We start from the raw sequence: 21001 nt of genomic DNA, 5'->3' as shown, positions 1-21001 counted from the left end.
TTCAAATTAACAGAGTATCATTTATGAATAATTATACAAAACTAGAAAATGAATTTTTAAAAATTTCGCATATTAATAATGCGCTTGATATACTTTATTGGGATATATCGACCAATATGACTGTCGGGTCGGCAGAAAGTCGTACTAATGAAATAGTAACTTTAACTTCGTTAGTACATGGGATGTTAAAATCTAATGAGCTAAATGACTTAGTCGGTAGAGCTAAAGAAGAAATAAAGGAGCTGAATAATTGGCAAATAGCCAATATTAGAGAGATGGAAAGGAATATATTAGATGCAAATTGCATTGATGATGAATTACAGAAGAAAATTGTTGCAGCTACTACCGAATGTGAATTAGTTTGGCGAAAAGCGCGAGCAAATAATGATTATAATCTGTTTAAACCGCATTTGCAAAAAGTGCTTAATTATACGAAGGAACTAGCTAAAGCGCGGGCTAGCACATTTAATTGCGGGGTGTATGATGCTCTAATTGATATGTTTGATCCTAATAGGAAAAGTGCAGAGATTAGAGAAGTTTATAAGATACTAAAGAAAAATATTCCGGAATTGATAGGCAAAGCCTTAGAAAAACAGAAAAGTGAAGAAATAATAGTAAGCAGTAATAAAGTAAGCGCGGATATACAAAAAAATATAGGAAAGCGTATTATGGAAATAATGCAGTTTGACCTTACTAAAGGGCGGCTTGATGAATCATTACATCCTTTTTGCGGCGGCACTTCGGATGATGTGCGGCTAACAACTAGATATGACGAGAATAATTTTATTTCCGGATTAATGGGGATTATCCACGAAACGGGACATGGTTTATATGAGCAGAATTTACCGAGTCTGTATAAAAATCAACCGGTAGGAACGGCAAAAGGTATGGCTTTTCATGAAAGCCAATCTTTATTTATGGAAATGCAAGTAGGAAGGTCAAAAGAATTTATAGAATTTTTGGCTAAAATTTTAAGGGATGAATTCGCTTTTAAAGGCGCGGAATATTCCGCTGATAATCTTTATAAAAAAGTAACAAGGGTTAAACCGGATTTTATAAGAGTCGATGCCGATGAAGTCACTTACCCGATGCATGTAATATTAAGATTTGAGCTTGAGGAATTGCTTATTGAAGGTGATTTAAATCTTGATGAATTACCTAAATTTTGGGATACTAAAATGCAAGAATATTTAAATATTAAACCGGAAACGGTTAGTAAAGGTTGCCTGCAAGATATACATTGGTCGAACGGCAGTTTCGGTTATTTTCCTGCTTATACTAACGGGGCAATTATCGCTTCGATGTTAATGAAAAAAGCACAGGAAACGCATGATAATATTAAGCAAGATATTTTAAAGGGCGAATTTAGTAATTTAAATAAATTCTTAAATAGTAATATTAGAAATTTCGGTTCGTTAAAAAATTCTAATGATTTATTAAAAGATGCCACGGGCGAAGAAAAAATTAATCCCGACATATATATAAAATATTTGGAAAAAAAGTATTTGTAACATTGTCATACCGTGGCTTGACCGGTGTTGTTACATGGCTACCGGAATCGTCATTGCGAGCGGCCGGAAGCCTTGTTGCATGGCTCGAATTTTCGATGTCATTCCCGCGAAAGCGGGAATGACATAAGAGTATAGGGAATGACACCGAACACGCTTTAATCTATCCACACAACAATGCCATCAAAAAAATAAAAACCTAAAAAGGAAAAATTTCAGAAATATGACATCATTAAAATACAAGCGGGTTTTGCTTAAAGTTTCAGGCGAGGCCTTGATGGGAGAAAAACAATTCGGTCATGAATATAGTGTAATAAGAAAAATTGCCGAAGATATAAAAGAGGTTATTGACCTAGGCGTAGAAGTTTGTATTGTAGTCGGCGGCGGCAATATTTATCGCGGTATTAATGCCGCTTTTGTCGGGATGGAAAGAGCCTCGGCCGATTATATCGGGATGCTTGGGACGGTCATTAATGCCTTGACTCTACAAAACATCATGGAAAGCCTCAATATATACACTAGAGTATTATCGGCAATTCCCATGATGAGTGTATGCGAGCCGTATATTCGCCGTCGGGCAAAAAGGCATATGGAAAAAGGGCGAGTAGTAATTTTTGCCGGCGGTACCGGTAATCCGTTTTGCACAACCGATAGCGCGGCAGTGCTTCGGGCAATCGAAATGAATTGCGATATTTTAATGAAAGCAACGCAAGTTGACGGTGTATATGATTCCGATCCGAAGAAAAACCCCGCGGCTAAAAAATATTTCACTATTAGCTATAAAGATGTTATAACTAATAACCTACAAGTTATGGATATGGCAGCCATTGCGGTTGCTAGAGAGAATAAGTTACCTATAAAAGTATTTTCTATAAAAGAACAAGGAAATTTTGCTAAAGTAATACAAGGCAAAGGTGAATATACCACAATTGAGGAAAGGTAATATACTACTCGTGAATGAAGGATTTGAGGACTGTCACCCCGTGGCTTGACCACGGTATCCAGGACTTATTTTTCTGGACCCCGTGGTCAAGCCCACTAGTGTACGAACGTTTAAATAAAGAGGTGAAAATTCTGTCATTCCGTGGCTACGACCACTTCAGTCCAGCTTATAATATCATAAAAAGATTCTAAAATAAGTCTAATATGGCTTTATTTTCCTGGATGCCGTGATCAAGTCACGGCATGACACAGCCTTTTTTCAACGTTCGTACAGTAGTGGGTCAAGCCACGGTATGACAACTTTTCATTTACAAGCAGTATACCAAATCAGAATTAAATATACGGATAAAATATTATGGATAAAGCAACTCTGAAGAAAGATTTACAAGAACGAATGGAAAAAGCTTTAAAAGTTTTAGACCATGAACTTAAAGGCTTACGTACCGGTAGAGCTTCGGTTAACTTACTCGATAGCGTAGTAGTGGAAGCTTACGGCGATAGGATGCCATTATCTCAAATATCAAGCTTGTCAACACCTGATGCAAGGACAATTGTCGTGCAAGTTTGGGATAAAGAAATGGTAAAGTCCGTAGAGAAAGCAATTACCGAGGCAAATCTCGGTTTAACTCCTGCCGCCGACGGTCAGTTAATTAGGTTAGCTATTCCGAGTTTAACGGAAGAGCGCCGTAAAGAGCTGGCAAAGCTTGCTCATAAATATGGCGAAAATACTAAAATTTCTTTGCGTAATATCAGAAGAGACGGGAATGAAGAATTAAAGAAATTGGAAAAAGATAATATCATTGCTAAAGACGAACATCATAATTTATCTGAAGAAGTACAGAAATTAACCGATGAATTTAGTAATAAAGTAGATGCGCAAGTAAAACAAAAGGAACAGGAAATATTGACTGTTTGATGCTCGATGTCATTCCTGCGAAGGCATTGTTGCATGGCTCTTGAAAAGCACTAAGTTGTCATACCGGGGCTTGTCCCCGGTATCCAGAAAAAAACTTAGTAAAAGACTGGATACCGTGGTCAAGCCACGGTATGACACCGAGTGTTTTGAAACATTCGATCCATGCAACAAAGCCCCGCTTTCACGGGAATGACATAAATTGAATCTATACTGACAAAATAAAATGACAAAATTAGTTAGAGATTTAATTCCAGAAATTATCTTAAAATCATGCAGAATACCGGTTACTCATATTGCTGAATCAGGTGAGTATAAAGAATTATTAAAAAATAAACTACTAGAAGAAGTAGAAGAATTTTTACAAGATGAGTATATGGAAGAAGTTGCTGATATATTAGAAGTACTTGAAACAATCTGTAATATTAATGACTATAAACTAAAAGATATATTAAAAATTAAAAAACAAAAAAAGAAAGTTAATGGTGGTTTTGATAATAAGATAGTTTTAGAAAAAATAACTAATTAGCTTTTATGCCTTAATGAAATAAAGGAGTCATGCAATAAAGCCAGCTACGGGATATTGTATCACTGGCTGTATCCCGGATATAGCTCACAAGTCGCGGTATGACATACTATAAATTATGCTGATAAAACCACTACCACTCAAAATAATAAAATTATGATCACACAAGAAGAAGTGCAAAAAATAGCGAAGCTGGCAAGGCTAAAATGTGAAGGAGAAAAAATAGTCGAATTTACGGATCAGTTAAGTAAAATTATGGATATGATTGATATCTTAAATGAAATTGATTGCGAAGATGCTAAACCTTTAACCTCGGTTTGCGATATGACTGCTAGAACCAGAAAAGATGAAGTAACCTCTGCAGATATTTTAGATGAGTTATTTAATAATGTCCCAGGAGAGCAAGCGGAGCTTGCTCGTGAAGTAAAATATTTTATTGTTCCAAAAGTCGTTGAGTAAATTATGTCAGAACTAACTAAATTAACCGTAGCAAATGCTTTAAAAGGTTTAAAAAATAAAGAATTTTCAAGTCAAGAATTAGTTAATTCTCATATCAAGCAGATAGAAAAGCATAAAAATTTAAATGCTTATGTTACCGAAACTTTTGATATAGCTTTGCAGTCTGCTAAAATCGCCGATCAAAATTACGGTAAAAATGAAGCAAGACCGCTTGAAGGGATACCGATTGCCGTAAAAGACCTTCTTTGTACTAAAGGTGTACGAACTACTGCTTGCTCTAAAATTCTTAGTAATTTTATACCTAATTATGAATCTACCGTTACGAAAAATATTTTTGATAAAGGCGGGATTATGCTCGGCAAAACCAATATGGACGAGTTTGCTATGGGTTCCGCCAATATTAATAGTTATTTCGGTAATGTTATTAGCCCCTGGAAAGCTAAAGGCGATAATGCCGATTTAGTACCGGGGGGATCATCAGGCGGATCGGCTGCGGCAGTGAGCGCATTCTTAGCTATGGCGGCTTTGGGTAGCGATACGGGCGGGTCGGTACGTCAACCTGCTAGTTTTACGGGTCTTGTGGGCTTTAAGCCGACTTACGGGCGTTGCTCAAGATACGGTATGGTTTCTTTTGCCAGCTCTCTTGATCAAGCCGGTATTCTTACCAGAAGCGTTGAAGATAGTGCTTTGATGCTTGAGGCAATGATGGGATTTGACGAGAAAGATTCAACTTCAATTCAAGCTGAAGTGCCAAAGTTAATTCCTGCTTGCGGTGCTTCTATCAAAAACATGAAAATAGGCGTGCCTTTGAATCTTACGGAAGATAATATAATAGAGCCGGATATTATGAAAATGTGGCATAATGCAATTGACTTATTAAAAAGTGAAGGTGCCGAAATTGTTGATATTTCTCTGCCGTACGCTAAATATGCCGTTGCCGTTTATTATGTAATAGCACCCGCCGAAGCTTCTTCAAATTTGGCAAGATATGACGGCGTTAGATATGGTTTTAGAGTTTCCGAGCAAAACATGACTCTTGATCAAATGTATGAGATGACTAGAACAGCCGGCTTCGGCGACGAGGTAAAACGCCGTATTATGATTGGGACATATGTATTGTCCTCGGCTTTTATGGATGCTTATTACTTAAAAGCTCAAAAAGTGCGTAGGTTAGTTCTTAATGATTTTAAAAATGCTTTTATGGATGTTGACGCTATTTTGCTACCTTCTACACCGACAGAGGCCTTTAAAATCGGTGAAAAACAAGATAACCCTACCACTATGTATATAAATGACTTATTTACCATCCCTGCAAGCCTTGCCGGATTGCCGTGTGTTTCTGTTCCGGCTGCTTTATCGAGTAGAGGGCTGCCTCTAGGTATGCAAATAGTCGGTAAACATCTTGATGAATATAATGTTTTAAAAGTAGCTGCTGCCATTGAAAAAGGCATGAAAAATATCAATTTTACACCGGAAGGTTTCTAATTATGGCATATATTAAACCTCTTACCAAACTCGCTTATTCTCAGGAATTTGAAGGAGATACTTCACCTCAAACCGCAGCGTACTTTAATGTACGTGAGGATTTGAGTCTAGGTGCGACGTACAAATTACCGGAAGAAGTAGAGTTTCGTAAGAGGTTTATTAAAGGTAACACAGGTAAATGGGAATATGTAATCGGGCTTGAAATTCATGCTCAAATTTCTTCAGAGTCAAAACTTTTTTCCGGTAGCTCAACAAAATTTGCGGCAGCTCCTAATTCACAAGTTTCTTTTATTGATGCCGCAATGCCCGGCATGCTACCGGTATTAAATGAATATTGTGTGCATCAAGCAATTAAAACCGGTCTTGGGTTAAAAGCTCGTGTTAACCGTTATTCGGTATTTGATCGGAAAAATTATTTTTATGCCGATTTACCGCAAGGCTATCAAATTTCACAATTTTATTATCCGATAGTGCAGGAAGGCAGCCTAGATATTATAACGGAAGAAGCAGGGCTTAAAACTGTTCGGATTAATCGTTTGCATTTGGAGCAAGATGCCGGTAAATCAATGCATGATCAATCGCCTTATTATAGTTTTATTGATTTAAACAGGGCAGGGATCGGCTTAATGGAGATAGTAACCGAACCGGATTTATCATCGCCTGATGAGGCAGCTGAGTTTGTTAAAAAACTTAGAAATTTACTACGTTATATAGGTAGCTGCGACGGCGATATGGAGAAAGGTTCCATGCGCTGTGATGCTAATATATCGGTAAGGCGCAGCGGCGAGCCACTTGGGACAAGATGCGAGATTAAAAATATCAATTCAATTCGTAATATTATCAAAGCTATTGAGTTTGAAGCGGCAAGGCAAGTAAAGCTAATTGAAGGCGGTGAGAGCGTAATTCAAGAAACACGTTTATTTAACGCTGATAGCGGTGAGACAAGAACAATGCGATTAAAAGAAGAGTCGCATGATTACAGATATTTCCCCGATCCTGATTTGTTACCGGTTATTATATCGCAAGAATTAATAGATAAATTAGCTGCCGACTTACCGGAGCTTCCGGATCAGAAAATTGAGAAATATATCAACAAGTTCGGTTTAAGCAAATATGATGCCGAAGTAATCGTTGCCGATGAGTCGGTCGCTAATTATTTTGAGATAGCTGCCAATTTATGTAGCCCTAAGATTCTTGCTAATTGGTTGACGAGTGAATTATTTGGGCAGTTAAATAAAGCATCGATTAGTATCAATGAATGTAAAATTATGCCGGAAAATTTTGCTAAATTAATTAAGCTAATAGAAGATGACGTTATTTCCGGAAAAATCGCCAAAACGGTTTTTGAAGTTATGTTTGCAAGCGGGCAGGCGGCAGAAAAAATAATAGAAGAGCAAGGCTTAGTACAAGTATCGGATGCAAATATACTTACTTCTATAATAGATGAAATATTAGCTGACAATATGGACTCTGTTGAATCATATAGAAGCGGTAAAGATAAATTACTCGGTTTCTTTGTCGGTCAAGTGATGAAAAAAACAGAAGGAAAAGCAAATCCGTCACTGGTGAATCAGTTGTTGAAAGAGAAATTAAAAGGGTGAAGCTAGCGTAATTATTTAGGATATCATTCCCGCGTGGCACAGGCGTTGTTGCATGGCTACCGGAATCGTCATTGCGAGCGACTGGAAGCCTTGTTGCGTGGCTCGAAAAAAGTGCCGTATGTCATTCCCGCGAAAGCGGGAATCCAGAAAAAACACTTTTAAGTCATCCTGAATTTATTTCAGGATATCTTTTAATAGATGCTGAAACAAGTTCAGCATGACATAAGCAAGGCTGGGTTCTCGTTTTCACGGGAATGACATCGAAAAAGTGCCGTATGTCATTCCCGCGAAAGCGGGAATCCAGAAAAAACACTTTTAAGTCATCCTGAATTTATTTCAGGATATCTTTTAATAGATGCTGAAACAAGTTCAGCATGACATAAGCAAGGCTGGGTTCCCGTTTTCACGGGAATGACATCGAAAATTCGAGCCACGCAACAACGCCGCGACTGGAAAGAGCGCGGCAATTTAGAAAATAATAAGTTTCATAACATTTTTTTCTATTTTTTCCTGGATTGCCACGTCGGCACTTTGTGCCTCCTCGCAATGACGATCTCTTAAGTTGCCATTCATGCGCCTTCGCAGGAATGACAATTGTTTTACAACTACTTAATCTCCTGGGCGGTTGGTTTACATAAAAATCTACCTAAGCAAAGGAATGAATACAACCCGCTTAGACCGATAAGGATATAAAGTATTTTTGTAACGCCGGTCATTGAGCCGAGTAAATACGTTACTAAATTAAAATCAAAGATACCGATAAGCCCCCAATTTATTGCTCCTATTGAAGATAGTAAGCTTGCAATGGAAGTAACAGGGGCGCAAGAAGTATTTATTAACATATTCTAACCTCTTATTGAATGATTATTATTTAATAATCATTTCCTATTTTATAATTAAAGTCTATTTAATTCTTAATTAAATTATAAATTATTATTTTAAATCAGGGTTAAAATTAGAGAAATTATATATTATATGGAATTTTTATATCCGAGGCGTGAATAGGAAAATCTTTTATATTTCTAGTGATTAATAAACTATTATTATACTTAGCGGTTGCCCATATTATAGCATCAGGTAACTTAATTTTATATTCTTTTCTAATAGCTACGGCAATTTCTGCAATTTCTTCATTTAAACTAATTACGGTAAAATTATCTAGAAATTTCTTTGTAATTTCTTCCGTATCTTCTGATGTACCGACTAGTATTTCCATTTTAGTGATTATACTGATTTGTGGATTTTTATATTGCTTGAGTTCATTACTTGCGGGTAATTTACCTAGCAAATAATCTATTAATATATTAGTATCAAATACTGCTTTCATTTTTTCCATTCATCTCGTAATTTAGATTGATATGTTAAACTGTCTAATTTCTTATCTTTCCAAATACCAAAGGCAGATTCATAACTTTTTTTGCTTTCGGTATAATCAGTAATATAATTGGTTACGGCTTGCCTTACAATTTGTGCTCTTGATATTTTCTTTTTTTGAGATAATTGATCTAAAATTTTAATTTGTGTATCGGGAATGTCAATAATAGTTCGCATAGTAAGCCTCCTTATGTATGTTATCATTATCTGATATAACATAACGTTTTTTTTTACAAAAGTAAATGGTTTAAAAAATAAAAAATTATGAGTAAATACCGACGTAATAATGCTACTAAAAATAGAATATGCTTATTTATAATATAATTGTAAGTTTTTTTGAAAATTAAGTTGACTTATGCAAATATTTAGCTAAAATCACGGACGGAATCGTCATTGCGAGCGACTGGAGGCGTTGTTGCATGGCTCGATAAAAGCAGCAGTATGTCATTCTAGCTAAAAGCGGGAATCTAGAAAAAACACTTTTAAGTCATCCTGAATTTATTTCAGGATATCTTTTAATAGATGCTGAAACAAGTTCAGCATGACATAAGCAAGGCTGGGTTCCCGTTTTCACGGGAATGACATCGAAAATTCGAGCCATGCAACAACGTCGCGACTGGAAGGAGCAAGGAGCACGGCAATCTAGAAAATAATAATTTCCATAGCATTTTTTGCTATTTTTTCTTAGATTGCCACGGAGATAGCTAGCATCTCCTCGCAATGACGGGGTAAGATCGAGCCATGCAACAACGCCGCTTGGAGTTAAAGCATGACTTATAGCTATGAGAGGTATCACGGAAAGATAAAAATATAGCAGTGTATAAGTTATTGATTTTTGTAAATTCTTTGTGCATGGTGCCGGATATCGGATTTGAACTGATGACCTACCGCTTACAAGGCGGTTGCTCTACCACTGAGCTAATCCGGCATGAATATCTACAGTTTTGTAGAAGGATATGACAAGAGAAAAACTTGTCATTGTGAAGGGGTATTAGCGTTGTTGCATGGCTCGAAATCCTTATAAAAAAGCACCGTCATTGCGAGGAGGGACGTAGTCCCGACGTGGCAATCCAGAGAAAAAATAGCAAAAAATGCTATGAAACTTATTATTTTCTAGATTGCCGCGCTCCCTTTGGTCGCTCGCAATGACGTTTGGGGTATCCATGCAACAAAGCTAGGGGTATTCGTGGATATCGGAATCGTCATTGCGAGGAGGGACGTAGTCCCGACGTGGCAATCTAATATTCGTCATGCTGAACTCGTTTCAGCATCTTTGTAATAGATCCTGAAATAAATTCAGGATGACTTTTTTCCTAGATTGCCGCGCTCCCTTTGGTCGCTCGCAATGCGTTTGGGGTATCCATGCAACAAAGCTAGGGGTATTCGTGGATACCGGAATCGTCATTGCGAGGCGGGACGTAGTGCCGCCGTGGCAATCTAATATTCGTCATGCTGAACTCGTTTCAGCATCTTTGTAATAGATCCTGAAATAAATTCAGGATGACTATTTTTCCTGGATTGCCGCTCTAGACTTCGTCCCTCCGGCGTTGTTGCATGGCGGGAATTTTTGATGTCATTCCCGCCTGCGCGGGAATGACATACTGCTGCTTTTATCGAGCCATGCAACAACGTCGCGACTGGAAGGAGTACGGCAATCTAGAAAATAATAATTTCCATAGCATTTTTTGCTATTTTTTCTTAGATTGCCACGTCGATGCTACGCATCTCCTCGCAATGACGGGATAAGATCGAGCCATGCAACAACACGCTTCCCTTCTCGCAATGACGGGTTTTTGGTATTAATTTTTTGAGCCATGCAACAACGCCCATTGCCTACCGTAATTACGAGCTTTATTCCTTAAATTTACGCCTTCTTAGCTTCTTTTTTACTAGGTTTAGGCTTTTGAGCCTTTGCCTTAATTTCTATTTTTTTCTTAATTGAAGTAGGAAGAGCAACGCCGGCTTCTTCGATAAATCTAGCGACACGTTCGGTAGGCTGTGCGCCTGTACCTAACCAATATTCTATACGGTCTAACTTTAAAACTACACGGCTTGCATCTTCTCTTGCAAGCATCGGGTTATAAGTACCGACTTTTTCTAAAAAATTGCCGTCACGCGGTGCCGTTACATTCGCTACCACCACTCTATAATAAGGACGTTTTTTTGCTCCACCTCTAGCTAAACGGATTTTTACTGCCATATATACTCTAATAAATACTATTTTATTTTTTCTTCTTTGAAAACAACATGTTTTCTAACTACTTTATCATATTTACGAAAAGAAAGCTTTTCGGTTAGAGTTTTCGGGTTACGTTTTTTTACCCAAAAAACTCCGGTACCTGCGGTACTTACCAGCTTCACTAAAATATTTTTATTTTTTTTGGCCATTATTACAAACCTTAAATCAGGATATTATTTAAATATTATTCTAAAAAGAAGCAGAATAAAACTAAATCAGCAAATAGTCAAGTTATGTTTTGGGGTTAATATATTTTTATGTAAAATTAAGGCCAGCGTACTTCCGGCGGTAGGGACATTAATATCGCCTCAACATTTCCGTCGGTCATTAAGCCGAATTTAGTTCCGCGATCATATAATAAATTAAATTCCACATATCTACCGCGTCTTATAAGCTGGTATTCTTTCTGCTCTATCGACCAAGGCAAAAACATTTTTTTCCTGACAATTTCAGGATATACCGACAATAAAGCCTTGCCGACATCTTGGGTAAAAGAAAAATCATTATCGAAATTGCCGCTATTTAAATAATCAAAAAATATCCCGCCGATACCTCTTGCTTCTTTCCGATGCTTTAAGTAAAAATATTCATCGCATTGTTTTTTAAACTTAGGGTAATAATCTTTATCATGCCTATCGCAAGCCTCTTTAAAAGCTTGATGGAATTTTGCCGTCTCAAGCTTTTCAGGGTAAAAAGGCGTTAAATCCCCGCCGCCGCCAAACCAATGATTAGACGTTTCTATATAACGAGTATTAAAATGCATTGCCGGCACTAAAGGAGATTTAAGATGAGCAACAACGGAGATACCCGTAGCAAAAAACTCTCCGCTCTTTTCCGTTCCCGGGATTTGTTCTCGAAATTCCTTTGAGAACTCACCGAAAACAGTAGAAATATTAACCCCTACTTTTTCAAAAACTTCACCCTTCATGACGGACATAACCCCGCCGCCTCCGCCTGTTCTTTCCCAAGGCGATCGTATAAATTTAGCAGGCTCTATATTTCCCCCCATTGCATATTCTTGTTCAATTTTTTCAAATTCAGTGCATATTTGATTACGCAAATCTGTAAACCACTGGCTTGTTACTTCTCTATTTTGTAAGGTCATATATTTGTTATTTGAATTACGAATTATTGCATATCCTCGATGTCATTCCCGCGCAGGCGGGAATCCAGAAAAATTATAGTCATCCTGAATTTATTTCAGGATCTACTATAAGAGATGCTGAAACAAGTTCAGCATGACAAGTCTGGATTCCCGTTTTCACGGGAATGACATAGAACCCGCTTAACCTATCCACGCAACAATACCTCGCAGGAATGACATTGAATAGTGAGTAGTATCATCGAAGGTTTCGCCTAACGATATTCCTCATCAAATACATAATTATCAAAAATATACTCGCAATAATCATGATATAAAAAGCAGGGGCATAAAATAACTCCGTTTTTTCGACAAGCCATCGGGAAATAATCGGCGAAGTCCCGCCGAATATCGCCACCCCGAAATTATAACTAAAAGCAACGCCGGAAAATTTTTGTTCCGGCGTAAATAGCGAGATAACGAATATATAAGCCGTACCCGCTATTGTTCCGGCTAGCGTACCGAGAACCGTAAGTGCGGCAATTTGTTGCCATAATTTTTCCGATGACATAAACAGCATGGTCGGTAAAATTAATATTAAAATAGCAATACTTGCAAGAACTAGCATCCTAAATTTACCGATAATGTCGGCAGTGCCACCGGCAAGCGGCATCGCCACCATCGCAACAAAAGAAGAGTAGGCTAAATACGATAAGGCTAGCGTATTGTCGTAATGCATAACGTTATGATAGAAAACATTTATATAGGTTTTCACTAAATACATAATGCTGCTAGCGATAGCTGCTACGCAAATAGTGATAAACATCGACTTCCAAGCAGTTCTTACCACGTTTGAAAAAGGGGCTTTTAGGACTTTTTTCTTCTTCTCCAGCATGATAAAAATCGGTGTTTCCGCTACGCGTAAACGTAAATAAAACCCTGCAAGTCCCATAAAACCGCCAAGCAGGAAAGCGAAGCGCCAAGCAAAATCGATATAAGAAAAATATCGCTCAATAATAATACCGATAAATGTTGCGATTAAAGTACCGGCGATATTAGAGCCGTGGACTAAGCCGGCCGTAAAACCCGGTCTTAAATTTTGCCGATGTTCAAGGATGAAAATGGCCGCGCCTGTGCCTTCGCCGCTAATGCATAAACCTTGTATAAGGCGCATAATAATTAATGTTACCGGGGCGTAAACCCCTATACTCTCGTACGAGGGAATTAAGCCCATAATAAAGGTGGGGACTGTCATACCTAGCATCGAGATTATCAAAGCAATACGCCTGCCGTATCTATCGCCGATATAGCCAAAGACTATCCCCCCTATAGGTCTAGTTAAAAATCCGACGGCAAACACCCCAAGACTTAAGAGAATCCCGACAAATTCCGATTCTCCGGGAAAAAACACACGTCCAATAATCGGTGAAAAAACTGAATATACCGTAAAATCATAATATTCCAGTACATTACCTGAAATAGCAGATAAAAAAATGAATTTAGATTTATTCATTGAAGGTTTAGCGACCTATTTAGTTATATTAAACCATTATAGACAAATCGAACTATTTATAAAGTGTAAATTATAAATAGCCACTATTGTATTTTGATTAATAAAATTCTCAACTCCTCATATTATCCTTTCAATATTTAGTTTTTTTATTATTATAATTAAAATAATAAATATTTATATGTCATACAAATACCTAATTACCGGCACTTTAATTATTCTTATTGTGGGTTTATGTTTTCGTAATTATTTGCCTTCTCTTTCATTTTTTAATAATAAACCTCAACCGGTTATGAGCGAATACGAAAAAGAACTAGCAGCATATGACGAAGCAATAAAGCTAAATCCGAATGATGCTGAAGCATATTTTGATAAAGGTAAATTATTAAAAGAGTTAGGAGAATTTGAGCTTGCTATTGAAGCTTTTGATAAAGCAATACAGCTAGACCCGGATGAAGCAGATACATATTTTGAAAAAGCTAGCATTTTATATGTACTTGAAAAGCATCAGCTAGCTCTTAAAACTCTTGATAAAGCAATGGAATTAGATTCTGAGAATTTTGAAGCATATTACAATAAAGGACTAATTTTAAATCAGTTAAATAAGCATGATTTAGCTCTTGAGGCATTTGATAAAGTTATTGAGTTAAATCCTAATAATCCTAGAGGGTATTTTAAGCGAGCGATCACATTACAAGAATTAGGCAAATATGAGCGTGCCGTTGAATCATATAACAAAGTACTAGAATTAGCTCCTGATGATTTTGATGCTTATTATAATAAAGGAATTATTTTATTTGATTTAGAAAAATATGAATTAGCACTAGAGTCATTCAATAAAGCAATTAAATTAAATCCTAGTGATTTTAAGGCTTACAATAATAGAGGAGCAATATTGCTTGGGCTTGGCAGGTATGAATTAGCTCTTGAGTCATGCAATAAAGCAATTGAGTTAAATCCTAAAGAACCCGATGCATATTTTAATAAAGGCATAACATTGGAAGAATTAGGCAAATACGATCTAGCCGTTGAATCCTATAACAAAGTATTAGAGCTAGACCCAAATGACTCCGAAGCAAAAGCTCGAAAACAAGCGATATTAGATATGCAAAAAGCTAAATCATCTTAGGAAATATTTTATGCAGCAATTTAGTATTTATCAAACGACTCAGGAGTTGCTACTGAAAGCAATAATTCTGTTGGTAGAGAAATGCTATCACGGTAATCTTAAAAGTGTTGTTTTAGTAGCGGATAGCGAACAGCAAGAATTGTTGAATAAAACACTCTGGACATATTCGAGAAGGCAATTTATCCCGCACGGCAGCAAGCTTGACCCAATGCCTGAAAAGCAGCCGATATATATTACCGATGAGCTACAAAACCCTAATGACGCTAGCGTTTTATTAATTATTTCGCCTAGTGATATAGAGAAAATTTTACAGGATAAAGAATATATTACCCGCTTTCAAAGAATAATTATAATTTATGACTTACCTGTTGATTTGCAAATCTTACTTTTATCGATCAATAAACTAACCGTTGCAGAAAAACTAATTGATTGCTATAAACAAAACCAAAGCGGCTCGTGGGAGAAGGTGGATATTTAAATGCGTTACCGTCATGCCGTGACTTGATCACGGCATCCAGAAAAAACCTTAATAAAAAGACTGGATGCCGTGATCAAGTCACGGCATGACACAGCCTTTTTTCAACGTTCGTACAGTAGTGGGTCAAGCCACGGTATGACAAAAGAAAAGGCCGGATTCTTGCCTTCGCAGGAATGACATAGAACATAAATACCAAGTCAAACACATTAATATTTTATGAAAAAACTATCTTTTCAACAAATTATCCTAACTTTGCAAAATTATTGGCAGGATTACGGTTGTGCGATTTTGCAGCCCTATGATGCGCATGTCGGGGCGGGTACATTCCATCCGGCAACCGTATTGCGTTCGTTGGGACCGAAGCCGTGGTTTGTGGCGTATGTGCAGCCCTCAAGGCGTCCCGGTGATAGTCGTTATGCAATGCACCCTAACAGAATGCAGCATTACTACCAGTTTCAAGTTATCTTAAAACCCTCGCCCGATAATATTCAAGAGCTATATTTAAAGAGCCTAGAGCAGTTGGGGATCGATTTAAGTAAACATGATATTCGCTTTGTTGAAGATGATTGGGAATCGCCGACTATCGGCGCGTCGGGTCTCGGTTGGGAAGTATGGTGTAACGGTATGGAAGTCTCGCAATTTACCTATATGCAGCAAGTAGGCGGAATTGAGTGCCGCCCGGTGGCAGGAGAAATTACTTACGGATTAGAGCGGCTAGCTCTTTATATTCAAGGCATTGATGAAGTAAAAAATCTTGACTGGAACGGTCAAACGGGCGAGAAAGCCTTAAAATACGGTGAAGTAGATTTTGAAGCGGAAAAGCAATTTTCAAAGTTTAATTTAGAGCTAGCCGATAGCGAGATGTTACTGCGGCACTTTGCTGATTGCGAAGAGCAATGCGTGGCATTAATTAAAGAGAATTTGCCGCTGCCGGCTTATGATTATTGCATGCAAGCAAGCCATTTATTTAATTTGTTAAATGCTCGCGGCGTAATTAGTGTCACCGAGCGCGCTTCGTACATTTTGAGGGTACGGAATTTGGCAAAATTATGTTGCAGTAAATGGCTGGATATGGAAGGGAATTAATATAACAATGTTTGTAATGCCGTGGCTTGACCAGCGTTGTTGCATGGATCGAAAAATTAATAAAAATCCGTCATGGCGAAGCCACGAAGTGGCTGTGGCCATCCAGGCTATCCCGAATATATGAGGGATTTAATTAGAATACTAAACAAGTTTAGTATAAAAATATGTTTATACTTAGATGGCCACGGCGCCAAAAGGCGCCTCGCCATGACGGTTTGGGTATCCATGCAACAACGCCGGCTTGACCACGGCATCCAGTCCTTTTTGGTGCCTTTTCTGGACCTAGTTAGCAAGCCAGCGTTGTTGCGTGGATACTAGAATCGTCATTGCGAGGAGGCACAAAGTGCCGACGCGGCAATCTAGGCTATCCCGAATGTAATGAGGGATTTAATTTAGAATGCTAAACAAGTTTAGCATGACAAAAAAAGCCTGGATTCCCGCCTTTAGCTAGAATGACATAGGGATGGCAGGAATGACATCGGTAGTACTTTTAATATTTCCTATAGGTAATATTACAAAATTTAGTAGTTGAGGGAATCAAAAATTAATATGAGTGCATTATTATTAGAGCTTTTTAGTGAAGAAATACCGGCTTTCATGCAAAGAACCGCTGAAGAAGCTTATTTAAATATCTTTACGAAAATTTTTGAAGAGCAGGAAATATTTGCCAAAATTCAAGTATTTTCGGGACCCAGAAGAATCACGGCGCATATTACCCATTTACCGAAATCTATTTTACCGCAGGAAATAGAGATTAAAGGTCCGGCGGTAGGGGCATCGGATGCAGCTATTCAAGGGTTTTGCAAGGCGCATAATACTAGTAAATTACAACTTTCTACTAAACTAATAAATAATCATCTATATTATTTTTTCATTAAAAAAATAGCGGAAAAGGATATTAAAGAAGTTTTACCGGAGATTATAGTTACAGCGATTAATAGATATAGTTGGGCGAAATCGATGTATTGGGGCGATTATAAAATAAAATGGATTCGCCCTTTGCGCAATATATTATGTATATTTGACGATGAAATACTACCTATAAAATTCGGTCATTTAACGGCTAATAATGTTACTTACGCCCACAGGCTTAAGGGCAATAAGACGATAACGGTAAATAATTTTACCGAATATAAAAGTAAGCTTCTAGAAAATGACGTTATTTTAGAGAGATTAGAGCGGCAAGAAATAATTAAAGCCGGCTTAGCTGAAATGGCGAATGTATACTCAAATGATTTGAGTATACATAATCTAAACATAAAAGAAGATGAGCGTTTAATTGAAGAAGTCACGGGGCTAGCGGAATTTCCCGTTGTGATGATCGGCAGAGTACCGGAGAAATTCCTAAAATTACCGAAAGAAGTATTAATTTCTTCAATGCGAACTCATCAAAAATATTTTTGCTTATTTGATAATAAAGGAAATTTTGCGCCGTATTTTCTGTTTGTTTGTAACGGTAAATTTAGCGATTCTGAGTTAGTTGTTAAAGGTAACGAAAAAGTATTAGCAGCAAGGCTAGCCGATGCTTTATATTTTTATAAGCAAGATTTATCTCATACTTTGGAATCACGATTATCAAAACTTGAGCGGGTAACATTTCATGCCAAACTCGGTAATTTAAAGCAAAAGACAGAAAGGATCACCAAAATTTGTCATTATTTAGCTCCGGAAAATAAATTGCTGCGTTTGGCGGCTAAACTCTGCAAAAGTGATCTTGTTAGTGAAATGGTCGGAGAGTTCCCTGAGTTACAAGGGATTATGGGCTATTATTATGCAATACATGAAGGATTAGAGGAAGAAGTAGCCGTTGCAATTAGAGATCATTATAAACCGCAAGGCCCTTCGGATAATGTACCTACCGGCAACGCTGCTTTGCTGGCGATAGCCGATAAATTAGATAGTTTAGTCGGCTTAATGCTAGCAGGTGAAGCTCCTAGCGGTTCAGGTGATCCTTATGCATTAAGGCGTCAAGCGCTCGGTATAATTAGGATAATATTAGATAATAAATTGCAAATAAATATTATAGAGTTAATTAATTTTGCCGGTGCCTTATATAAAGATTTATTTGACGAGAATAATGATTTAATAAATTCTTTCTTTGAAGAGAGAGCTAAATTTTATTTCAAAAATCAATATGATATTTCATTAATTAATGCCGTTCTTGACTTAAAAGCTGAAGATAATTTAGTTACTACAAAGCTAAAGCTTGAGGCTTTACAAAAATTTTTATCGGGTGATGAAGGAACGCAATTATTAATCGCTTATAAAAGAGCTAGTAATATTTTAGGGGATAAAAAAATAAACGGCGAAATTAATACTGATATTTTTACTTCAAAATATGAAAGAGAATTATATAATTTGCTTAATGAAAATTCTAAGCAAATTGAAATTACTATTAGTGAAAAAGATTTTACGAAAGCTTTAACTTTATTAAGTACACTACTTACGCCTATTGCCGATTTTTTCGATAACGTGCTTGTTAATGATGAAGACCGTAAAATTGCCGATAATCGCTTGTTATTATTGCAACTGGTACGTCAAATATTTCGTAAAGTAGCTAATTTTAATTGTTTATGATTAATAAAGCAGCGAAATTTATTAAATCGGGCGGAGTGGTTGCATTCCCGACCGAAACAGTTTACGGACTCGGCGCCGATGCTACGAATGAAGAGGCTTGCTTAAAAATCTTTCGGCTAAAAAACCGCCCTGCTATTAATCCGCTAATTGTTCATGTGGCAAGCTTAGAACATGCTAAAACTATCGGTGAGTTTAATGAAATTGCGAATCTGCTAGCAAATAAATTCTGGCCGGGAGCTTTATCTATCGTGGTGCCTTTAAAAGATACTGCCGATATAGCACCGGCAGTTACGGCCGGGCTTAAGACTGTAGCTTTGCGTGTTCCTGCGCACCCTTTAGCTCTGGAATTAATAGAAAAATCAGGAAAACCGATTGCAGCGCCGAGTGCTAACCCTTCTAGCTATATTAGTCCGACCAATGCACAGCATGTTAAAGAGCATTTTTCAGATAACTCGGAGGTTTTTATATTAGCGCCGGAAGCCTATCAATCTGAGTATGGTTTGGAATCAACAATAATAGATACGACTTTAAAAGAGCCGATAATCCTTAGAGAGGGATTTATCACTACCGAATTGCTACAAACAATATTAGGGATGAAAATTGCTAAAGCTAATGCGGCAATGGAAGTTAAAGCTCCAGGGATGCTAGCTAAACATTACTCGCCTAAAGTACCGATTAGGTTAAATGCCGCAAATTTAGAAAATGGAGAAATAGGCTTAAATTTTGCCGATAGTAATTTACAAGGTGAATTTTCGTTGAATTTAAGCTTAAACGGCGATCTAGCGGAAGCGGCGGCAAATCTTTATGCGCATTTAAGAACGCTCGATAATTATGCTATAAACCATAATATAGTAAGAGTTGCTATTGCCCCGATCCCTTCCGTAAATATCGGCATCGCTATCAATGACCGATTAAAAAGAGCGGCGTTTTAACTTTGTTTATTTAGGCGGCATTGCCCATGTGGATGGTATAAAGTACCTTCGATGTCATTCCCGCGGAGGCGGGAATCCAGAAAAAAGTACCACAAAGTCATCCTGAATTTATTTCAGGATCTTTTTTAATAGATGCTGAAACAAGTTCAGCATGACAAAGAAAAACCTAGATTCCCGCCTACGCGGGAATGACATCGAAAATTTGAGCCATGCAACAATGCCCGCAGGCGGGAATGACATACTTTTTGAAGTAATTTTCGATCCATGAAAATATTATTTTAAGTAAGCGACTCTATTTTCTAATGCTAATTCATCATAATATTTTTCTATTAAAGCTTCCAAAATAGCGACTGTTTCAATATCTAAATCCCCTGAGAAATTGCTAGGGCGGAAATGCATTTGAAAAGAGCTTATTACTTCTTTTGTCGGTAAATCCATTATATCTGTGGGGTTAAGCCCATAGCCGTATTTTATAAATTTTTCTTGAATAGCTTTTATATTAGAAATATCTATATGCGGCATTAGAGATTTAACCGTTTCTTCATCATACCAAGCACCTATATTGTTATCATAAAGTTGTTTCCAAGGAAATAAAGGACCGGGGTCTTCTTTTCTACCGGGTGCAATGTCGGAATGTCCTATAACGTTCGTTGGCGCAATATCATAATCACTAATAATTTGTTTACATAAGCTAATTACGCTGTTAATTTGCTCCGGAGGATAAGGATACCAAGTTTTGTAATCTTCTTTATCTAAAGTAAATCCTAAATTAACAATTTCAATACCGATAGAAGTATCGTTTATATTGTTACGTCCCTTCCACCGGCTAACTCCGGCATGCCAAGCTCTATCTTGTTCCTTTACTAGCCGGAATATATGATCCGAGTTTTGATCATTTACTAAATAATGGACGCTTACTTTCGGTCCTGTCAAGGATTCAATAGATTTTTTAAAGTTTTCTTGGGTATAATGTAATACTAAAAATCTAACACGTCTGTCAAAAACAGTAGCTTTATAAGTAGTTTTATCAATTATCATTTTATTAACCTTTTTACCGTGTAGGATGGTCTGTCGCATGGCTCGAATTTTCGATGTCATTCCCGTGAAAACGGGAATCCAGAAAAAAGTACCACAAAGTCATCCTGAATTTATTTCAGGATC

Annotated in this window: 32 protein-coding genes, 1 tRNA gene and 1 pseudogene; 20 read left to right on the top strand and 14 right to left on the bottom strand. The window is 37.2% G+C overall.

What is annotated here, in order from left to right; translation table 11 throughout:
• Positions 1-23: 23 nt before the first annotated feature.
• Positions 24-1511 (top strand): carboxypeptidase M32, encoded by a 1488-nt coding sequence (locus AAHM91_RS02805; protein ID WP_342269791.1) that lies wholly within the window; start codon positions 24-26, stop codon positions 1509-1511.
• Here the strand turns inward: AAHM91_RS02805 and AAHM91_RS02800 are convergent.
• On the bottom strand, positions 1465-1656 hold the full coding sequence (locus AAHM91_RS02800; protein WP_341793118.1) for a hypothetical protein: 192 nt from the start codon (positions 1654-1656) through the stop codon (positions 1465-1467). The two genes, AAHM91_RS02805 and AAHM91_RS02800, sit on opposite strands and share 47 nt — an antisense overlap.
• Positions 1657-1731: 75 nt before the next feature.
• On the opposite strand from AAHM91_RS02800, the gene pyrH reads away from it, so the two are divergent.
• From pyrH to gatB, 9 genes and pseudogenes are all read left to right on the top strand, one after another.
• Complete coding sequence (pyrH, locus tag AAHM91_RS02795) at positions 1732-2451, top strand: UMP kinase (protein WP_253308462.1); 720 nt, start codon at positions 1732-1734, stop codon at positions 2449-2451.
• Between the two features lie 23 nt (positions 2452-2474).
• Positions 2475-2642: a hypothetical protein gene (locus tag AAHM91_RS02790; RefSeq protein WP_342269790.1), complete on the top strand. Its 168-nt coding sequence runs from the start codon at positions 2475-2477 to the stop codon at positions 2640-2642.
• A gap of 35 nt (positions 2643-2677) precedes the next feature.
• On the top strand, positions 2678-2824 hold the full coding sequence (locus tag AAHM91_RS02785) for a hypothetical protein (RefSeq protein ID WP_342269789.1): 147 nt from the start codon (positions 2678-2680) through the stop codon (positions 2822-2824).
• The gene (frr, locus tag AAHM91_RS02780; protein WP_342269788.1) at positions 2806-3366 is read left to right on the top strand and encodes a ribosome recycling factor; all 561 of its coding nucleotides are present in this window, start codon (positions 2806-2808) and stop codon (positions 3364-3366) included. Before AAHM91_RS02785 ends, frr begins: the two co-directional genes overlap by 19 nt.
• Positions 3367-3421: 55 nt before the next feature.
• A complete protein-coding gene (locus AAHM91_RS02775; RefSeq protein WP_342269787.1) occupies positions 3422-3559 on the top strand; it encodes a palindromic element RPE4 domain-containing protein in 138 nt (45 codons plus the stop codon).
• 30 nt (positions 3560-3589) lie between these two features.
• A pseudogene (locus AAHM91_RS11000) lies at positions 3590-3751 on the top strand (nucleoside triphosphate pyrophosphohydrolase family protein); the annotation flags it as partial.
• A 294-nt stretch (positions 3752-4045) separates the two neighbouring features.
• Entirely contained in the window at positions 4046-4348 is a 303-nt protein-coding gene (gatC, locus tag AAHM91_RS02765) for an Asp-tRNA(Asn)/Glu-tRNA(Gln) amidotransferase subunit GatC (protein WP_253308464.1), read from the top strand.
• 3 nt (positions 4349-4351) lie between these two features.
• The gene (gatA, locus tag AAHM91_RS02760) at positions 4352-5833 is read left to right on the top strand and encodes an Asp-tRNA(Asn)/Glu-tRNA(Gln) amidotransferase subunit GatA (protein WP_342269786.1); all 1482 of its coding nucleotides are present in this window, start codon (positions 4352-4354) and stop codon (positions 5831-5833) included.
• A 2-nt stretch (positions 5834-5835) separates the two neighbouring features.
• A complete protein-coding gene (gene gatB, locus AAHM91_RS02755; RefSeq protein WP_342269785.1) occupies positions 5836-7434 on the top strand; it encodes an Asp-tRNA(Asn)/Glu-tRNA(Gln) amidotransferase subunit GatB in 1599 nt (532 codons plus the stop codon).
• A 163-nt stretch (positions 7435-7597) separates the two neighbouring features.
• On the opposite strand, the gene AAHM91_RS02750 is transcribed toward gatB, so the two are convergent.
• A complete protein-coding gene (locus AAHM91_RS02750) occupies positions 7598-7747 on the bottom strand; it encodes a hypothetical protein (RefSeq protein WP_342269784.1) in 150 nt (49 codons plus the stop codon).
• 98 nt (positions 7748-7845) lie between these two features.
• Between AAHM91_RS02750 and AAHM91_RS02745 the strand changes: the two genes are divergently transcribed.
• The gene (locus AAHM91_RS02745; protein ID WP_341793109.1) at positions 7846-7995 is read left to right on the top strand and encodes a hypothetical protein; all 150 of its coding nucleotides are present in this window, start codon (positions 7846-7848) and stop codon (positions 7993-7995) included.
• A 44-nt stretch (positions 7996-8039) separates the two neighbouring features.
• Here AAHM91_RS02745 and AAHM91_RS02740 read toward each other — a convergent pair whose 3' ends face one another.
• The 6 genes from AAHM91_RS02740 to AAHM91_RS02715 all read right to left on the bottom strand — a co-directional run bounded on the left by AAHM91_RS02740 (position 8040) and on the right by AAHM91_RS02715 (position 9973).
• Positions 8040-8276, bottom strand: a complete 237-nt coding sequence (locus AAHM91_RS02740) for a DUF378 domain-containing protein (RefSeq protein WP_342269783.1) — start codon at positions 8274-8276, stop codon at positions 8040-8042.
• Between the two features lie 122 nt (positions 8277-8398).
• Positions 8399-8761 carry a type II toxin-antitoxin system VapC family toxin gene (locus tag AAHM91_RS02735; RefSeq protein ID WP_253308468.1) on the bottom strand — a complete coding sequence of 121 codons (363 nt, stop codon included), beginning with the start codon at positions 8759-8761 and terminating at the stop codon, positions 8399-8401.
• Positions 8758-8985, bottom strand: coding sequence for a ribbon-helix-helix domain-containing protein (locus tag AAHM91_RS02730; protein ID WP_342269782.1), 228 nt, complete (start codon positions 8983-8985; stop codon positions 8758-8760). The genes AAHM91_RS02735 and AAHM91_RS02730 overlap by 4 nt, the downstream gene beginning before the upstream one ends.
• A gap of 310 nt (positions 8986-9295) precedes the next feature.
• The gene (locus tag AAHM91_RS02725) at positions 9296-9604 is read right to left on the bottom strand and encodes a hypothetical protein (RefSeq protein ID WP_342269781.1); all 309 of its coding nucleotides are present in this window, start codon (positions 9602-9604) and stop codon (positions 9296-9298) included.
• 57 nt (positions 9605-9661) lie between these two features.
• A tRNA-Thr gene (locus AAHM91_RS02720) sits at positions 9662-9736 on the bottom strand.
• 90 nt (positions 9737-9826) lie between these two features.
• On the bottom strand, positions 9827-9973 hold the full coding sequence (locus tag AAHM91_RS02715; RefSeq protein WP_342269780.1) for a hypothetical protein: 147 nt from the start codon (positions 9971-9973) through the stop codon (positions 9827-9829).
• A 136-nt stretch (positions 9974-10109) separates the two neighbouring features.
• Here AAHM91_RS02715 and AAHM91_RS02710 point away from each other — a divergent pair, with 136 nt between their 5' ends.
• Positions 10110-10286 carry a hypothetical protein gene (locus AAHM91_RS02710; RefSeq protein WP_342269779.1) on the top strand — a complete coding sequence of 59 codons (177 nt, stop codon included), beginning with the start codon at positions 10110-10112 and terminating at the stop codon, positions 10284-10286.
• On the opposite strand, the gene AAHM91_RS02705 is transcribed toward AAHM91_RS02710, so the two are convergent.
• A complete protein-coding gene (locus AAHM91_RS02705; protein ID WP_342269778.1) occupies positions 10246-10434 on the bottom strand; it encodes a hypothetical protein in 189 nt (62 codons plus the stop codon). The two genes, AAHM91_RS02710 and AAHM91_RS02705, sit on opposite strands and share 41 nt — an antisense overlap.
• Here AAHM91_RS02705 and AAHM91_RS02700 point away from each other — a divergent pair.
• Entirely contained in the window at positions 10429-10554 is a 126-nt protein-coding gene (locus AAHM91_RS02700) for a hypothetical protein (protein WP_342269777.1), read from the top strand. The two genes, AAHM91_RS02705 and AAHM91_RS02700, sit on opposite strands and share 6 nt — an antisense overlap.
• 118 nt (positions 10555-10672) lie before the next feature.
• Here the strand turns inward: AAHM91_RS02700 and rpsP are convergent, their stop codons facing one another.
• From rpsP to hemF, 3 genes are all read right to left on the bottom strand, one after another.
• Positions 10673-11008 carry a 30S ribosomal protein S16 gene (gene rpsP / locus AAHM91_RS02695; protein WP_342269776.1) on the bottom strand — a complete coding sequence of 112 codons (336 nt, stop codon included), beginning with the start codon at positions 11006-11008 and terminating at the stop codon, positions 10673-10675.
• A gap of 17 nt (positions 11009-11025) precedes the next feature.
• The gene (rpmG, locus tag AAHM91_RS02690; protein WP_253308471.1) at positions 11026-11196 is read right to left on the bottom strand and encodes a 50S ribosomal protein L33; all 171 of its coding nucleotides are present in this window, start codon (positions 11194-11196) and stop codon (positions 11026-11028) included.
• Between the two features lie 116 nt (positions 11197-11312).
• The gene (gene hemF / locus AAHM91_RS02685; RefSeq protein ID WP_342269775.1) at positions 11313-12152 is read right to left on the bottom strand and encodes an oxygen-dependent coproporphyrinogen oxidase; all 840 of its coding nucleotides are present in this window, start codon (positions 12150-12152) and stop codon (positions 11313-11315) included.
• An 11-nt stretch (positions 12153-12163) separates the two neighbouring features.
• On the opposite strand from hemF, the gene AAHM91_RS02680 reads away from it, so the two are divergent.
• Entirely contained in the window at positions 12164-12289 is a 126-nt protein-coding gene (locus AAHM91_RS02680) for a hypothetical protein (RefSeq protein WP_342257086.1), read from the top strand.
• 98 nt (positions 12290-12387) lie between these two features.
• On the opposite strand, the gene AAHM91_RS02675 is transcribed toward AAHM91_RS02680, so the two are convergent.
• Positions 12388-13641 (bottom strand): MFS transporter, encoded by a 1254-nt coding sequence (locus tag AAHM91_RS02675; RefSeq protein WP_253308473.1) that lies wholly within the window; start codon positions 13639-13641, stop codon positions 12388-12390.
• 178 nt (positions 13642-13819) lie between these two features.
• On the opposite strand from AAHM91_RS02675, the gene AAHM91_RS02670 reads away from it, so the two are divergent.
• From AAHM91_RS02670 to AAHM91_RS02645, 6 genes are all read left to right on the top strand, one after another.
• Positions 13820-14767 (top strand): tetratricopeptide repeat protein, encoded by a 948-nt coding sequence (locus tag AAHM91_RS02670; RefSeq protein WP_342269774.1) that lies wholly within the window; start codon positions 13820-13822, stop codon positions 14765-14767.
• Between the two features lie 10 nt (positions 14768-14777).
• A complete protein-coding gene (locus AAHM91_RS02665) occupies positions 14778-15245 on the top strand; it encodes a DNA polymerase III subunit chi (protein WP_342269773.1) in 468 nt (155 codons plus the stop codon).
• Between the two features lie 216 nt (positions 15246-15461).
• Positions 15462-16331, top strand: a complete 870-nt coding sequence (locus tag AAHM91_RS02660; protein WP_253308476.1) for a glycine--tRNA ligase subunit alpha — start codon at positions 15462-15464, stop codon at positions 16329-16331.
• A gap of 120 nt (positions 16332-16451) precedes the next feature.
• Positions 16452-16649: a hypothetical protein gene (locus AAHM91_RS02655; RefSeq protein ID WP_342269772.1), complete on the top strand. Its 198-nt coding sequence runs from the start codon at positions 16452-16454 to the stop codon at positions 16647-16649.
• Between the two features lie 231 nt (positions 16650-16880).
• The gene (gene glyS / locus AAHM91_RS02650; RefSeq protein ID WP_342269771.1) at positions 16881-18908 is read left to right on the top strand and encodes a glycine--tRNA ligase subunit beta; all 2028 of its coding nucleotides are present in this window, start codon (positions 16881-16883) and stop codon (positions 18906-18908) included.
• Positions 18905-19840, top strand: a complete 936-nt coding sequence (locus AAHM91_RS02645; protein ID WP_342269770.1) for an L-threonylcarbamoyladenylate synthase — start codon at positions 18905-18907, stop codon at positions 19838-19840. The genes glyS and AAHM91_RS02645 overlap by 4 nt, the downstream gene beginning before the upstream one ends.
• Positions 19841-20113: 273 nt before the next feature.
• Here AAHM91_RS02645 and AAHM91_RS02640 read toward each other — a convergent pair whose 3' ends face one another.
• Positions 20114-20917, bottom strand: a complete 804-nt coding sequence (locus AAHM91_RS02640) for an N-acetylmuramoyl-L-alanine amidase (RefSeq protein ID WP_342269769.1) — start codon at positions 20915-20917, stop codon at positions 20114-20116.
• Positions 20918-21001: the final 84 nt, after the last annotated feature.

It is taken from the genome of Rickettsia endosymbiont of Orchestes rusci (assembly GCF_964030945.1).
GTDB lineage: Bacteria > Pseudomonadota > Alphaproteobacteria > Rickettsiales > Rickettsiaceae > Rickettsia.
This window is presented reverse-complemented; position numbering and strand designations above follow the sequence as displayed.